The following is a 14,498-nucleotide window of genomic DNA, read 5'->3' as shown; positions in this document are numbered from 1 at the left end:
CGGATTTCGCCGGTGACTTGGAAAGGGAGACCGGGTGGCTTCGGCGGGTCGCGGCGGCATGCGAGCAGGTCGTCAGGGGGACAGGGAGGAGAACCGGGTCGCCCGGGGGCTGACCGAGGTCTTCGCGCCCGCGCACATCGTCATGGGGCTGCCGCTGGTGGTGGGCGCGGTCACCGGCGGTTGGGCGGGCGCCGCCTGGGGTGCGCTGACCGCGGCCCTGTGCGGAGGGATTCCCCTCGGGGTGCTGCTGGCGGGCGTCCGGTCGGGCCGCTTCGGCGACAAGCACGTCAGGGACCGTGCCCAGCGGCCGAAACTGATCGGCCTGATCGTCGTCCTGGTGGTCACCGCGCTGGCCCTGATGGTCATGCTCGGCGCCCCGCGCCTGATGGTCGCCGGCGTGACCGCCATGCTCGCCACGCTGGCCGTGACCGGCCCGGTCACGCTCTGGTGGAAGATCAGTTTCCACACGGCGGTGGCGGCGGGCGGCGTGGTGATGCTCGCATGGGTCCTGCCACCGGTTCCGGTCTACGCGGCCGGCGCCGTGCTGGTCTCGGCGCTGGCCTGGTCCCGGGTGGTCATCCGCGATCACACCGCGGCCCAGACCGTCGCGGGAGCCGTGGCAGGCGGCGCCGCGACGTGGCTCACCCTCGCCGTCCTCCTCTGACCGCGGGCGCCGGGGCTCACGCGCCGTCCGGCAGGCGCCCCCGCTCACCCCTCAGGGCTCCGCCGCGCTCGGTGTTCAGGCGGCGGCCGAGGCGCTGGCCGGGGGCCTCCACGAGCCGGTACGCCACGAGGCCGAGGACCAGCAGGGCGAGGAAGAACACCGGCAGGTTCGGAACGACCCGCAGCAGGAGCGGGTGCAGCAGATACAGGGAAAAGCTGATCACCCCGAGGTACGCGAGCCACCGGGGGAACGACCGGTGCCGCAGCGCGAACACGAGCACGAAGAACCCGGCCGCCAGCAGGACCGCCGAGGCCCAGGCGGGCTCGCGCGCCACCAGGACGCCGCAGGCGAGGACCGTCAGCAGGGCGGCGGCGGCCCACCTCCACCGGAGCATGCCCCGCTCCGCACGGTGGACGGCCGTACCGGCGAACATCATGGCCGCGATGACCAGCCCTTGTCCGGCGCCGATCCTGCTGCCGAGGACGACCAGGGCCAGGCCGAGAAGGCCGCCGATCACCGCAGCCGCCGTCCTGAGACGCCCGCTCGCGAGCACGGTCACGGCGATGACCAGGACCACCGCGACGCCCAGGATCGCGGCGGCCAGGTCCGCGCCTCCGTTGATCGTCGCGTGGGGCATGAGCAGCCCGAGCGGCACGGCCGCCACCGCGAGGACCACGGCGATCGGCGCCGGCCTGTGCGCCTGCCGTACGGCGAACAGTCCCGCCGTCATCAGGTAGAACGCCATCTCGTACGACAGCGTCCACATAACGCCGATCACCGAGGGGACGCCGAGGAGTTCCTGCAGCATCGTGAAGTTGGCCAGCGCGACGAGCGGCGGCGGCCGGCTGTCGAGGCCCGGGGACGTCTCGAACACCCCGGCGTACGCGAGGAGCAGCGCGAGGGCGAGCGCGGCGAGCAGCAGCGGGAGGAGCCGGAAGGCCCGGCCGGTCCAGAAGGCCCGCAGGTCGCCCCGCCGCTCCAGCGAGGCCGGGATGATGTATCCGCTGACCAGGAAGAACACGAAGACGCCCCAGGTGCCGACGTCGACCCTGCGGTCGACCTCCGCCCAGACGGCCGGGACGAAGGTCCAGGCCGAGTGGTGCAGCGCCACGGCCGGAGCGGCGACCCCCCTTAAGGCGTCCAGCCATGCCAGCCGGGAGCGGTTTGATGCCATTCAGGTGACTTTAGGTGATAAATGGGGACGTGCTCCCCCGGGTCAACCCGTCGTGTGGACGCTGAAATCGTCGAACGAGACGGTGACCACGCCGCTACCGGCCTCGGGCACGCGAGCGAGGACCCCCGCCTGGCTGTGCGGGCCGGACGGCAGAGGATTCGCGTCCTCGGCGTCGAGAGCGCGCGTGCCGTCGACCCAGAACGTCAGGCGGGAGCCCCGGCAGGCGGCCTGGAGGCGCACCTCGCGCCCGGCGCGCGGCAGGGCCGCCTTCACCGGCGGCACGACGTCGAGACGCGTGCCCCCGGACTGCCGCACGACGCGGGCGGTGCCGTCGAGGCCGAGCAGGAACGCGTATCCGCTGGGGACGTCCTCGTCCCACCGGCACAGGAGCCCGAAGCCGCCCTGTCCCGGGCCCTCCCGCAGCTCGGCCGTCACGCCGACCAGCACGTCGCGTCCGGCCGCGGCGTCGGTCTTGGCGGGCACGGGCGACAGTGCCGTGTTGACCGGGCCGGAGCGGTCGGCGCGGACCGTGTAGACGCCGCGCTCGATCTCGTAGCCGCGGGTCGTGCGCTGGTCGCCGACCGCGCCGGGGTCGAAGGTGTAGCCGTCCCAGTTGCCCCGCTCGCCGAAGTCGTCGCCGTACAGCAGGCTCCCGCCCGCGGGAACCGCCTCGCCGCCGCGGGACGCGTACAGCAGGAGGACCCCGCCCGCGACGAGCACGGCCGTCACGCCCGCCACGAGCCCCGCGGCCCACCGCCGCCGCGGGCCGGTCCCGGGGACCTCCGTACGCACCGGATCGGCCGGCCGGGTGGCGGCCGTGGCGGCGTCGCCGCCGGTGAGGGCGCGCAGCAGGCCGGAGGCGGCGGGCCGGGCGGCGGGATCCTTCGCCAGGCATGCCTCCAGCAGCGGGCGAAGGTCGGCGGGCACGCCGGACAGGTCGGGGTCGCGGGCCGAGATGGCCATCAGGATGGCCGGGACGGTCGGCCCGGCGAAGGGCAGGCGCCCGGTCGCGGCGTACGCGATCGTCACGGCCCAGCTGAACACGTCGGAGGGAGGACCGGGCCGCTGCCCGGCGAGCTGCTCGGGGGCGATGAAGGCGGGCGTGCCCGCCATGCCGCCCCCGCTGACGGTGTGGTCGGCGGCGCTCGCGATGCCGAAGTCGATGACCACGGGCCCCTCGGGGCCGAGGATCACGTTGCCCGGCTTGAAGTCGCGGTGCACGATCCCGGCCCGGTGGATCGCGGCGAGGGACGTCAGCGTGGCGACGGCGAGGCGGTGGAGCCCGCTGCCCGTACGCGGGCCGTCCTCGGCGACCGCCGTCGCCAGCGAGGGCCCGGGGATGTACTCGGTGACGATGTACGGCCGCCCGTGATGGGACCCGGCGTCGAGCACGCGGGCCGTGCAGAAGGGGGCGAGCCTGCGGGCCGTCTCCGCCTCCCGCAGGAAGCGGCGGCGGCTCGTGGCGTCCATCGCGGCCCTGGCGTGCAGCACCTTGATCGCGACCTGGGCTCCCGAGGTGTCCCGTGCGAGGTAGACGGTGCCCTGGCCGCCCTCGCCGAGGACGCCGACGAGCCGGTGGTCGCCGATCCGCTCGGGATCACCGGGGTCGAGGGGGTGCGGCGGCACGACGCGGTTCGTCACGCGCGGCGGCCGCACGTGATCGGCTCCGGCCGTTCCCGCATTCGTCCCGCTCCCCCACGATGCCGTCGGTATGTCGATGAACCAGGCGGATCCTGTCATATCCGGAGGTCACCCGGCAGCGAATCAGCCTCAACCGTCGCGGAAGGACAGGCCTCGCTCCTGCAGAGCCCGGCGGAGCACGGACATCGCCTTCGGCCCCATGCCGTGCAGCGCGAGGATCTCGGCCTCGGTCGCCCGAGTGAGGTGCTCCAACTGGGTGTAACCGGCGTTCACCAGTGCCCGCGTGGCCGGAGCACCGGTCTTCGGCAGGTCCGTCATCGGGTCCTCTCCTCGTGTGCAGGCTCCCCGTCCGGCCGGGGGGCGTACGTCGCAGCCGGGCAGGCCCGCCACGGCGTCCGCGCAGTTCACTCCACATAACACGCGGTTCACAAGTAAATCTCAACCAGACGACAAGAGTCGTCGGGAGAAATGGACCCCGTCGCAGCGGTTCCAAGGGGCATGGAACGGGGGGAACCAGATGACAACGATCGTCAGCGACGGGGGCCGGACCCTGCTGATCCTCAACGCCGAGGACGGGACGGGCCGCCTGGAGCGCGAACTCGCCGGCCTGGGCTGGCACACGGGCAGGGCCGACCTGGCCGCGGGGGACCTTCCCGGCCTGGTGGAACGGCTCGCGGACCTGCTGGCCGCGCCGGGCAGCCCGGACCGCGCCGCGATCCTCGGATACGGCGAGGCGGGCCTGGCGGCGCTGGAGATCGCCGACCGCCATCCGGAGCGGGTCACCGCCGTGGTCGTCGTGGGCACGACGGACCACGACCTCGCCGGGGAGCTGTCCTGCCCGACGCTGACGCTGCCCGCCTCCGGGCGGGAGTCCGTGGCCTCGGTGGTCGTCCCCTTCCTGGCCGCGCTGGACGAGCAGGCGGAGGTTCCCCCGCACCTGCCCGCCGCGCTCCGGCCGCTCACGCCGGCGCTGCTCAACGACGCCGAACTGCTCGGGCGGTTCCGTGAGATCGGGCCGGTCCACCGGCTCAACGCGGAGGGCGCCGCGACGACCTGGATCCTGACCGGCCACGCGGCGTCCACCCGGACGCTCACCGACCCGCGCCTCGCCGGAGAGGTGGAGATCACCGCGGGGTTCCGGCTCCAGTCGGACGATCCGGCCCTCGCCCACAAGGGCGATCTCGACCTCATCACGATCGACGGCCGGGAGCACGCCCGGCTGCGCCGGCTCATCGAGCGGCACCTCACCCCCGAGCGCGTCGAGGCGCTGCGCCCGCGGATCCAGCGCGCGGCCGACGCGCTGCTCGACGCGATCCCCGCCGGGGAGGTGGTGGAATTCCTCCACGCGTTCGCCTACCCGCTGCCGGTCCTCGTGCTGTGCGAGCTGCTCGGCGTGCCGGAGGACCGGCGGGGCCAGATCCGCGAGTGGATCCTGGAGCGGCTGGTCACCCCGCCGCCGAAGGCGCACCCCGACATCGACGAGCTCCTGCGGGACCTGATCGCGGCGCGCCGCGAGAGCCCGTCGGACGACCTGCTCGGCTGGGTCGTCGCGGCTGAGGGAGACGGCCTGGCGGAGGACGACCTCGTTTCGGCGGCCAGGTTCCTCCTGGTGAACGGGCACCGCGCCCCGACGACGGTGCTGGCGAGCGGACTGGCCGCCCTGCTGAAGCGCCCGGAGCAGTGGGCCCGGCTCGTGGCCGAGCCCGCGCTGGTCGCCCCGGCGGTCGAGGAGCTGCTGCGGCTCGTCACGCCCTTCCCTGTCACCATCGCCCGTCAGGTGACGGCCCCGATCGAGGTGGGAGGCACCCCGATCCCGAAGGGCGACCTGCTCGGCGCGTCCCTCGTGGCCGCCAACAGCGACCCGTCGTTCTTCCCCGACCCCGATCTGCTGGACGTCGGACGCCGGGACAACGCGCACCTCGCGTTCGGCCACGGTCACCACCACTGTCTCGGCGCGGACCTGGCCAGGGCCCAGCTGCGGATCGCCTTCGGCACGCTCGCGAGGCGCTTCCCCGGCGTCGAGCTCGCCCGCGACTCGCGGAGCCTGCACTACCGGCAGAGCAGCGTCCGCTACCTCCTCGGTCTGCCGGTCGTCCTGCGGCCGGATCCTCAGGGGGAATCCGCCGCCGGAGCGTGAGCCGGCACGACCGTCTCCACGAACAGCAGTTCCCCACGCACGCCCTCAGCAGCCAGGAGCCGACCCGATGAAAGAGACGATTCCGCAGTTAGTGGCCTACTGTCAGGCCGACCCGCTGTTCTTCGAGCCGGTCTGGCGCATCCCCGACGGCGACAACCGCTTCCCGACGGGCTCCCGGCCGCTGCCCACCGGATGGCGCCGCGGCGAGAGCGAACTGTGGGTCGTGCTGCTCCCGCCGGACCTCGCGCTCCCCGAGCAGGGATGGAAGATCCACGTCTCGGCGACCGACGCCGACGCCGCGGCCGTCTGCGACCTCGTGGTCGACTTCTGCCTGGCCCGCGGCATCGCGGTCAAGTTCCTGCGCAGCAGGATGGCGGTGCGGCTGATGAACAACAAGTACGCCGACCGGGGCAGCAGCGGCAAACTGGTCACCCTGTATCCGGTGGACGAGGAGCAGTTCGCCGAGGTGCTGCCCGCGCTGGCCGAGCTCCTCAAGGGGTACACCGGGCCGTACATCCTCAGCGACCTGCGCTACGAGGACTCGCCGGTCTACGCCAGATACGGCGCGTTCCAGCCGATGACGTACACCAAGTCGGACGGCAGCCTCGGATACGCGATCCGCACGCCGGACGGCCGGCTGGTGCCCGACCAGCGGACTCCCGCGTTCACCGTGCCGGAGTGGGTCCCCCTTCCCGAGGTGCTGCGCGGGTCGTACGAGAAGCACACGGCGGGCGACGGACAGGAGTTCCCGTACCAGATCGAGCGGGCGCTGCACTTCTCCAACGGCGGCGGCGTGTACCTCGCCCGTGACGAGGCGTCCGGCGGATACGTGGTGCTGCTGGAGGCCCGGCCGCACGCGGGCCTGGACGCCGGGGGCGTGGACGCGGTCGCCAGGCTGGCACACGAGCGCGACATCCTGGAGCGGCTGAGCGGGCTCGACTGCGTGCCCCGGCTGCTCGGCCACATGGTGATCTGGGAACACCACTTCCTGGTCGAGGAGTACATCGAGGGCAAAACCCTGCTGGACGAGGTGTTCGAGCGCTATCCGCTCGCCACGCCCGACCCGGCCCCCGAGACGCTGGCCGCCTACACCCGCTGGGCGATCGACGTCCTGGCCAAGGTCGACCACGCCCTGATGTCGATCCACGCCAGAGGCGTGCGGGTCGCCGACCTGCACCCCGAGAACATCATCGTCCGGCCCGACGGGCGGGTCGCGCTCATCGACTTCGAGATCGCGTCCGACCTGACGGACACGCGGGCCCCCGGCCTCGCCGCGGCGGGGTTCGCCGCGCCCAAGGACCTGAGCGGCCGAGCGGCGGACAACTACGTGCTGAACTGCCTGCGGCAGTGGATGTTCCTGCCGATCAGCCCGCTGCAGGACCGGGACCCGGTCAAGCTGGCCGGCCTCACCGGCGTCATCACCGAGCACTTCCCCCTCCCGCAGGGGTTCGGCGCGCGCATGGTCCGCAACTTCGAGGCGGTGAAGGGCCCCCTCGGCGAGGACGTCGCGGCGCGGATGTTCACCGAACCGGACTGGCCGGCCATCCGCGACTCGATCGTGGCGGGGATCACGGCCAGCGCGACGCCCGGCCGCAGGGACCGGCTCTTCCCCGGAGACCCGCAGCAGTTCGCGACCGGCGGGTTCACGGTGGCCCACGGCGCCGCCGGAGTGCTGTGGGCTCTGCGGCAGGCCGGCGCACCGGTGCCGGAGGAGCACGTGGACTGGCTCGTCACGGCCGTGCGCCGGGCGCCCGACCCGCGTCCCGGCCTGCTGAACGGCCTGCACGGCGTGGCCGCGACGCTCGAGTCGCTCGGCCGCCGCGACGACGCGCTCGACATGCTCGACCGGGCCCGCAAACTGCACGACGGACTGGAGGTCCCCGGCCTCCACGGCGGCCTGGCCGGAGCCGGCCTCAACCTTCTGCACTTCTTCGCGATCACCGGCGACGAGGACCTGCGCGCGGAGGCCGTGCGCATCGCCGACCGGCTCGGCCGGGAGCTCGGCGACGGCGGGTCGCGGATGTTCCGCCCGGACGGCAGGGTCGGCCTGCAACACGGCCTGACCGGAGTCGCGTCCTACTTCCTGCGGCTGCACGACGTCACCGGGGAGTCCGGGTATCTCGACCTGGCCCGTACGGCACTGCGGCGCGAGATCGGCCGCGGCCAGACGCTGCCGGACGGCGGCTTCTGCCTCCTGGACAGCAACCGATACCTGCTCTACCTCGGCACCGGCAGCGGCGGGCTGGCCCTGGTGCTGTCCCAGTATCTCGGCCGGCGCGAGGAGCCGGGCTTCGCCGACGTGATCGGCGGCGTCCGCCGGGCCCTGCGCGCGCCTTTCACCCGCCACCCGGCCCTGCTGGAGGGCCGGGCGGGCACCGTCGCGGCCCTCCGCCTCATGGGCCTGCCGGAGGACCGGCCGCTCGTCGACGAGCACGTACGCCGGCTCTCCTGGCACGCCCTGTCCTACGAAGGCCACCTGGCCTTCCCCGGCAACCAGCTCATGCGGCTCTCCATGGACCTGGAAACGGGTTCCGCCGGTGTGCTTGCCGCCCTCAGCGTCGCGTTCGACCAGAGCGCGTCGGTAATGCCGGTTCTCGATCTGCGGACCCCCGCGTTCGAGACGACAGAAAGGAAATAGGAAATGGCTCAGGTTCTGCAGCTCCAGACCCTCAACCCGAACGAGGCCAAGGCGCACCCGTGCTCCAGCATCGTGACCTCGTACAACGGCACCGCCTGCTACATCTGCATCTGACCGAGGCCGATCGAGCCGGCACCCGGGTGGACGCCACCGGTGACCACCCGGTGAACGCTCGCGGACGGTGAGACACCCGGCCCTGGCCGGTCGCGCACGGCGCGGACCTGCCGGGGCCGGGCCTTCCCTCTCCCCACAGTCTTGGCGAGCCCCTCTCCCCTCAGTCTTTGCGAGCCCTTCTTCCCACAGTCTTTGCGAGGAACCCGTGGACACGCAGCGCGACCAGTCCGGCGCGACGGCGGCGGCACCCGCCGCCCCGCCCCGCGCCGCGACCGACGGCGCGGATGACGGCGCGGCCGCGACGCCGCCCACGTGGCGGGTGCTGCTGCGCTACATGCGCCCGTCCTGGCGCTGGCTCGCCCTCGGCGGGCTGCTGAACCTCACGACCGGAGCGGTCGGGCTGACGCTCCCGCTCGTCGCGAGGCGGCTGATCGACGACCTCGGCGCCGACCGGCCGCTGACCGGCGTGCTGCTGGTGATGGGCCTGCTCGTCGTCGTGACCGCGGGCGTCGGCCCGCTGGGCGAGTGGGTGCTGCGCCGCACCGGCGAGTCGATCGTGCTCACCGCCCGCCGCCGCCTGGTCTCGCATCTGCTGCGGCTGCGGGTGCCGGCCCTCGACCGCGCCGAACCCGGCGACCTGATGTCCCGGGTCACCTCCGACACGATCCTGCTGCGCCAGGTCACCACCGATTCGGTGATCGGCATCGTCACCGGAAGCCTCACGGTCCTCGCGACCGCCACGCTGATGGGCCTGCTCGACCCCGTGCTCCTCGTGGTCACGCTCGGCGTGCTGGTGCTCGCCGGGACGCTCATCCGGGTGGTCATGCCGCGCGTCGGCAGGATGAGCAAGGACGCGCAGAAGTCCGTCGGGGCGATGGGCGCCGCCCTCGAACGCGCGCTCGGGGCACTGCGCACGATCAAGGCGTCCGGCGCCGAGCACCGGGAGGAGGCCGCCGTCCACCGCTCCGCGGAGGAGTCGTGGCGGGCCTCCGTACGCGCCGGCAAGTGGCTGGCGATCGCCGGGCACACCGCGGAGCTGGCCCTCCAGGTGGCCTTCTTCGTCGTCCTGTCCGTGGGGGGAAGCCGCGTGGCCGCCGGGGCGATCGACGTGGGCACGCTGATCGCGTTCCTGATGTACGTCTTCTTCCTGGTGCCACCGCTTCAGCAGCTCATCGGCGCGGCCGGGCAGTACCAGGTCGGCGCCGCCGCGGTCGCCCGCATCACCGAGGCGGAGCGGCTGCCCGCGGAGCCGGTCGCACCGGCCGCGACGCCCCCCGCGCCCGGCGCGGCCCCCGCGGAGCTGGAGTTCCGCGACGTGCACTTCCGCTACTCGCCGGAGCTGCCGCCGGTCCATCACGGGATCAGCTTCAGCGTGCCCGCCCGGGGCATGACCGCCTTCGTCGGGCCCTCCGGCGCGGGCAAGACCACGGTGTTCTCCCTCATCGAGCGGTTCTACGAGCCGGTCTCGGGGAGCATCCTCATCGACGGCGGCGACATCGCCACCTGGGACATCCCGCGCCTGCGGGCCGCGATCGGCTATGTCGAGCAGGACGCTCCCGTCCTGTCGGGCTCCCTGCGGGAGAACCTCCTGCTCGGCGCGCCCGAGGCCACCGGCGAGGAGATCGAGCGCGTCCTGCGCGTCGCCCGCCTCGACGCTCTGGTGGCGCGACTGCCCAAGGGTCTGGACACCCTGGTCGGCCATCGCGGCACCCGCCTGTCCGGCGGCGAGCGCCAGCGCGTGGCCATCGCCCGCGCGCTCCTGCGCCGCCCCCGCCTTCTGCTGCTGGACGAGGCCACCTCCCAGCTCGACGCCGTCAACGAGGCGGCGCTGCGCGACACGATCGCCGAGATCGCGCGTACGACGACGGTTCTGGTCGTGGCGCACCGGCTGTCCACGGTCACGCTGGCCGACCGGATCGTCGTGATGGACGCGGGCGTGGTGCGGGCCGTCGGCACGCATGAGGAGCTGGTCGGCGCCGACCCCCTCTACGCCGAGCTGGCCGCCACCCAGTTCCTCGCCGCCTCCCCCGTGACCGCGTGAACCATCCCCCTTTGGAGCATCCATGGAAACCCCCGGCCGCCCACTCGAGATCATCTGGGACATCACGTACGCCTGCCCGCTGCGATGCTTCCACTGCTACTCCGAGTCCGGCCGCCGTCCCTCGCGGCAGCTGGAGCGGGCCGAGATGCTGCGGGCGGCGGACGCCATCATCGCGATGAGGCCGTACGGCGTCTGCCTGGCCGGCGGCGAGCCCCTTCTGGTGCCGGGCGTGCTCGACGTCGCCGGCCGCATGACGGCCGCGGGCGTGCAGGTCTCCCTCTTCACCGGCGGCTGGACGCTGCGCCCGCCGATGGTCGGGGACATCGTGCGGAACGTCGCCAAGGTGAGCGTGAGCCTCGACGGCGCCACGGCCGAGGTGCACGACCGCGTCCGTGGCCGCCGCGGCTCGTTCGACCGGGCGATGGACGCCCTCGCGCTGTTCGACGCCGCCGCGAGGGAGCGGCGTCTGGCCGAAGAGGGACCGCTGTCCTTCGGGATCGACTGCGTCGTCGTGCGCAGCAACTTCGACCAGATCGACCAGTTCTGCACCGACATCGCGCCGAGGTTCCCCGAGCTGGAGTACGTGTCGTTCGGCGCGGTCATCCCGGAGGGGCTCGCCAGCCGTACGGGGGTCGTGGAGCACGAGCTGCTCTCCGACGCCCAGGTCGCCCTGCTCGGCAGCCGCGAGTTCACGCGCCGCCTGCGCACGTTGGCGCCGCCGTCCGTCCAAGTCAGCGCGACCGACAACCTCGCGCTGCTGATGCACCCCGACCGTCCGTTCCTCCCCGTGCTGCAGGTCGAGCCCGACGGAGCGGTCCGGGCCATGCCGGCGTACGAGGGGACGGTCGGCAACCTGCTGACGGACCCGCCGGAGCGGCTGTGGGAACGCGCGCTGGAGCGCTGGCGCGACCCCTTCGTGGTCGACACGTTGAGGTCCGTGCACACGATGGAGCAGTGGGCGGAGGCGACCCGGAAGATCGACTACCGCTTCGGCTCCGACGCCGACCGCGCCCGCATCGACCGCCGGCCGCACTTCGCGCCGACGGCCTGACGATCCCGGCGGGGCGCGTTCAGGCCTCCGGCGTGCCGCCGGGCCTGGGGCGTACGTCGCAGTCCGGCAGGCCCGCCAGGACGGCGGCGAGCTGGCGGGCGTTGGTCTGGGCGTGATCGCGGTAGCAGTTGTTCATCAGCACGTGGGTCGTGGACGCCCGGCCGCCGAGCTCGCGCAGCCTCGGCGCCCACCGCCTCAGCTCGTCGAGCGAGTAGCGGTAGCCGAAGCGCTCGTGGATGTCGTGGCTGGTCCACTTGTCGCTGTGCCCGTGGAACCGGACGACCTCCAGGTCGGACGTGGCCGCGACGACCGGCGGGATCGAGTCCGGGTAGCCCTGCGGCATGTCCACGCAGACGTACGGGATGGCGTACGAACGGAGGAAATCGAGGGTCTCCGCCTGGTTCTCCTCGCTCATCCACGTGTGGTTGCGGAACTCCACCGAGATCCGCAACGGCTCGCAGCGCCGCCCGCACTCCAGGATGTACTGCTTGTTCGCCCTGCCGATCGGGAACCACCGGGGGAACTGGAAGAGCACCGCCCCGAGCTTGCCCGCCTCCCGCAGCGGCAGCAGGGCGCCGATGAACCGCTCCCAGACCTGGTCCACGACCTTCGGGTCGAGATCGCGGGCGTACAGGTTCTTGCCCGCGCCGCTTGGCCGCAGGTCCTTCGGCAGCGCGGCCGGCCGGGTCGGGTGCCGCGTGAGCAGCGAGAACGCCTTGACGTCGAACGTGAAGTCCGCAGGCGTGCGCCCGGCCCACAGCCGTACGGTGGCCTCGGCGGGCGGCGCGTAGTAGGTCGAGTCGACCTCCACCACCGGGAACAGGCTCGCGTAGTGCCGCAGGCGTTGCTCGGGCGTCGTGACCTCGGGCGGATACCACCCCGACTCCAGCAGCGTCTTGTCCGTCCACGACGCGGTGCCGACCAGGATCGTCCCCATATCTCACGATAGGCACGCCTGCCGGCAGACCGGTGCGACAGAAGTGACCTGTGAAGCATCGGCGGGTCTATGATGTTGGAAAGTAAAGTGCCTCCGGTGTCCCCGGCGGCCGCTCAAAGCATGCACACCGGAGGTGGCGATGCCGTCGACCTGGGCTTTGGAGACGTTCGGCCCGCGTGCCGAGCAGATCCGCCAGGGGGTGATCGAGGCGCTGGCACTCGCGCTGGAGAACGCCCAGGACGCCCAGAAGACGGCGCGGACCGACCTCCTCCACCCGTTCGGCTTCACGCTCATGTCGCGCAAGTTCGAGGCGCTCGCCAGCACGTTCGCGGACATGCCCGACGTCGTGACCGTCAAGCCGCCGGGCTCGCAGCACGAGCTCGTCGTGCTCGGCGGCAACCTGCTGTTCCCCTTCCGCTACGCCAAGGACCGCTCGGTGAGCGTGGTCAACGCCCGGATCGGCGACGGCAGGCCGTCCGGGCTGGTCCAGGCGCTGTTCACCAGGTTCGGCCCGCAGCCGTGGGCCGAACAGCTCGCGCTCGGCGGCGTCGAGGCCGCCCTGCCGGAGCCCGCGACTCCGGCCGCCCGTGCGCTCACCCGGCTCCCCGAGGACACCCGCCTGATCCTCATCGCGTACGCCTGCAACGCGCGGGCCGGTCTCCTCGACGTGTGGTGGGGCGAGGCCGAGCTGCTGGACCGCACCGGCAGCCTGCACTGGCACCACTGCGAGGAGATTCCGCTCGCCGGGGCCCTGCCCGCCGGGCTGCCCCTGGTGACCCCGGCCGGACAGGAGTCCCCGTTCGCCGGGGGCGCGATGCCGGCTCCCGCGCTGAACCCCCGCCCACGCCACGAGCGCGCGACGGCCCTGCCCGCGACCGGTGACGCACCGTACGCACCGGACGCCGCGGCCCATGAAGGACGGTAGGCGGCTCCGCCCGGCCGGAGACGGAGGCATCCCGCCCGAACCGAGCCCGCAGGCCGTGGCGGACGCCTTCGACGGCACGCGGCTCACGCAGGCGCGGCGGCTGGCCGCGCTCACCAAGAAGGAGGTGGCCGAGCGCATCGGGGTGTCGCCCGCGGCGGTCGGCCAGTACGAGGCGGGGGTCACCCGGCCGCGTCCCGACCTGGTCCCGCTCCTCGCCGAGGTGCTCGCGGTCCCGGCGGCCTTCTTCCTGCCCGGCCGTCCGCACGGCAAGCTGGACGGCTCGATGGCGCACTTCCGCAGCCTGCGCTCCACCCGGGCCTATCAGCGGGCCAAGGCGGTGGCCTTCGTCGAGCAGGTCTGGGAGCTGACGTACGCGCTGGAGAAGCGGGTGCGGCTCCCGCACGCCGACCTGCCGGGGTTCGCCGGGGGCGAGGTCGACTCGGGCAGCGCGCTGCCGCGTGACCCGGCGGGTGCGGCGCGCGCGCTGCGCGCGCACTGGGGGCTCGGCACCGGACCGATCAGCCATCTGGTGCGGCACATGGAGTCCCGGGGGATCGTCGTCGTCTTCCCCGAGGCCGACGAGGACGCGGTGACGGTGGACGCGTTCTCCACCTCCAGCCTGCCCCGGCCCATCGTCGTGCTGACGCCCAACCGGTTCGACGACGTCTACCGGCACCGGTTCACCGCCGCCCACGAGCTGGGACACCTGGTGTTGCACGGGGACGCCGCGGCCGGGGACACCCAGCAGGAGCGCGAGGCGGACTCGTTCGCCGCGGAGTTCCTGACCCCGCGCGACAGCATCCTGCCGAGCCTGCCCGCACGCGCCGACCTGCGGCGGCTCGCGGAGCTGCGCCGCGTCTGGGGTGTGTCGGTCGACTCGCTGCTGTACCGGTGCCGCGAGGTGGGACTGCTGTCCGACTCCGCGGCCGGGCGCGCCTACCAGCGGCTCGCCGCGCTGCGCGACCAGCCGGGCTTCGCCACCGAGCCGGTGTCGGGCTACCCCGGCGAGCAGCCCGTCCTGCTCAGCCGCGCGTTCGAGATGGCGGCGGCCGAGACCGGGCTCACCGTGCCCGCGCTCGCCCGGGAGCTCGCCTGGCCGGTCCCGAGGGTGCGGGAGCTGATCGGCCTGCCCGCCCACCGCCCGGAGCTGAGACTCGTCCCCTAGGGTCGGCGGAG

Annotated in this window: 11 protein-coding genes; 7 read left to right on the top strand and 4 right to left on the bottom strand. The window is 73.3% G+C overall.

Features of this window, described 5'->3' with window-relative positions; translation table 11 throughout:
• Window positions 1-34: 34 nt before the first annotated feature.
• On the top strand, window positions 35-664 hold the full coding sequence (locus HHX30_RS10255; protein ID WP_311922283.1) for a hypothetical protein: 630 nt from the start codon (window positions 35-37) through the stop codon (window positions 662-664).
• Between the two features lie 16 nt (window positions 665-680).
• Here HHX30_RS10255 and HHX30_RS10250 read toward each other — a convergent pair whose 3' ends face one another.
• From HHX30_RS10250 to HHX30_RS10240, 3 genes are all read right to left on the bottom strand, one after another.
• On the bottom strand, window positions 681-1,838 hold the full coding sequence (locus HHX30_RS10250) for an acyltransferase (protein WP_169981654.1): 1,158 nt from the start codon (window positions 1,836-1,838) through the stop codon (window positions 681-683).
• A 42-nt stretch (window positions 1,839-1,880) separates the two neighbouring features.
• Complete coding sequence (locus HHX30_RS10245) at window positions 1,881-3,479, bottom strand: serine/threonine-protein kinase (protein WP_211591839.1); 1,599 nt, start codon at window positions 3,477-3,479, stop codon at window positions 1,881-1,883.
• Window positions 3,480-3,608: 129 nt separating this feature from the next.
• Window positions 3,609-3,797 carry a DNA-binding protein gene (locus HHX30_RS10240; RefSeq protein WP_169981652.1) on the bottom strand — a complete coding sequence of 63 codons (189 nt, stop codon included), beginning with the start codon at window positions 3,795-3,797 and terminating at the stop codon, window positions 3,609-3,611.
• Between the two features lie 199 nt (window positions 3,798-3,996).
• On the opposite strand from HHX30_RS10240, the gene HHX30_RS42585 reads away from it, so the two are divergent.
• The 4 genes from HHX30_RS42585 to HHX30_RS10220 all read left to right on the top strand — a co-directional run bounded on the left by HHX30_RS42585 (window position 3,997) and on the right by HHX30_RS10220 (window position 11,460).
• Window positions 3,997-5,616: a cytochrome P450 gene (locus HHX30_RS42585; protein WP_169981651.1), complete on the top strand. Its 1,620-nt coding sequence runs from the start codon at window positions 3,997-3,999 to the stop codon at window positions 5,614-5,616.
• A 67-nt stretch (window positions 5,617-5,683) separates the two neighbouring features.
• Entirely contained in the window at window positions 5,684-8,254 is a 2,571-nt protein-coding gene (lanKC, locus tag HHX30_RS10230; RefSeq protein WP_169981650.1) for a class III lanthionine synthetase LanKC, read from the top strand.
• Window positions 8,255-8,573: 319 nt separating this feature from the next.
• On the top strand, window positions 8,574-10,409 hold the full coding sequence (locus HHX30_RS10225; protein ID WP_311922281.1) for an ABC transporter ATP-binding protein: 1,836 nt from the start codon (window positions 8,574-8,576) through the stop codon (window positions 10,407-10,409).
• Window positions 10,410-10,431: 22 nt separating this feature from the next.
• Window positions 10,432-11,460: a radical SAM protein gene (locus HHX30_RS10220; protein WP_169981649.1), complete on the top strand. Its 1,029-nt coding sequence runs from the start codon at window positions 10,432-10,434 to the stop codon at window positions 11,458-11,460.
• A 19-nt stretch (window positions 11,461-11,479) separates the two neighbouring features.
• On the opposite strand, the gene HHX30_RS10215 is transcribed toward HHX30_RS10220, so the two are convergent.
• Window positions 11,480-12,397: a DUF72 domain-containing protein gene (locus HHX30_RS10215; protein WP_169981648.1), complete on the bottom strand. Its 918-nt coding sequence runs from the start codon at window positions 12,395-12,397 to the stop codon at window positions 11,480-11,482.
• A gap of 139 nt (window positions 12,398-12,536) precedes the next feature.
• Between HHX30_RS10215 and HHX30_RS10210 the strand changes: the two genes are divergently transcribed.
• Window positions 12,537-13,322 carry a hypothetical protein gene (locus tag HHX30_RS10210; protein ID WP_169981647.1) on the top strand — a complete coding sequence of 262 codons (786 nt, stop codon included), beginning with the start codon at window positions 12,537-12,539 and terminating at the stop codon, window positions 13,320-13,322.
• The gene (locus HHX30_RS10205; protein ID WP_169981646.1) at window positions 13,309-14,487 is read left to right on the top strand and encodes an ImmA/IrrE family metallo-endopeptidase; all 1,179 of its coding nucleotides are present in this window, start codon (window positions 13,309-13,311) and stop codon (window positions 14,485-14,487) included. The genes HHX30_RS10210 and HHX30_RS10205 overlap by 14 nt, the downstream gene beginning before the upstream one ends.
• The last annotated feature ends 11 nt before the right edge of the window (window positions 14,488-14,498 follow it).

The sequence above is a fragment of the Microbispora sp. H10836 genome, from assembly GCF_012999525.1.
In the GTDB taxonomy this organism is placed as follows: domain Bacteria; phylum Actinomycetota; class Actinomycetes; order Streptosporangiales; family Streptosporangiaceae; genus Microbispora.
This window is presented reverse-complemented; position numbering and strand designations above follow the sequence as displayed.

What these genes read in the sequence shown, in the direction of transcription:
- HHX30_RS10220 (WP_169981649.1), top strand. Translation starts at nt 10,432, where the DNA reads ATGGAAACCCCCGGCCGCCCACTCGAGATCATCTGGGACATCACGTAC.
- HHX30_RS42585 (WP_169981651.1), top strand. Translation starts at nt 3,997, where the DNA reads ATGACAACGATCGTCAGCGACGGGGGCCGGACCCTGCTGATCCTCAAC.
- HHX30_RS10215 (WP_169981648.1), bottom strand. Translation starts at nt 12,397, where the DNA reads ATGGGGACGATCCTGGTCGGCACCGCGTCGTGGACGGACAAGACGCTG.
- HHX30_RS10210 (WP_169981647.1), top strand. Translation starts at nt 12,537, where the DNA reads ATGCCGTCGACCTGGGCTTTGGAGACGTTCGGCCCGCGTGCCGAGCAG.
- HHX30_RS10205 (WP_169981646.1), top strand. Translation starts at nt 13,309, where the DNA reads ATGAAGGACGGTAGGCGGCTCCGCCCGGCCGGAGACGGAGGCATCCCG.
- HHX30_RS10240 (WP_169981652.1), bottom strand. Translation starts at nt 3,797, where the DNA reads ATGACGGACCTGCCGAAGACCGGTGCTCCGGCCACGCGGGCACTGGTG.
- HHX30_RS10250 (WP_169981654.1), bottom strand. Translation starts at nt 1,838, where the DNA reads ATGGCATCAAACCGCTCCCGGCTGGCATGGCTGGACGCCTTAAGGGGG.
- lanKC (WP_169981650.1), top strand. Translation starts at nt 5,684, where the DNA reads ATGAAAGAGACGATTCCGCAGTTAGTGGCCTACTGTCAGGCCGACCCG.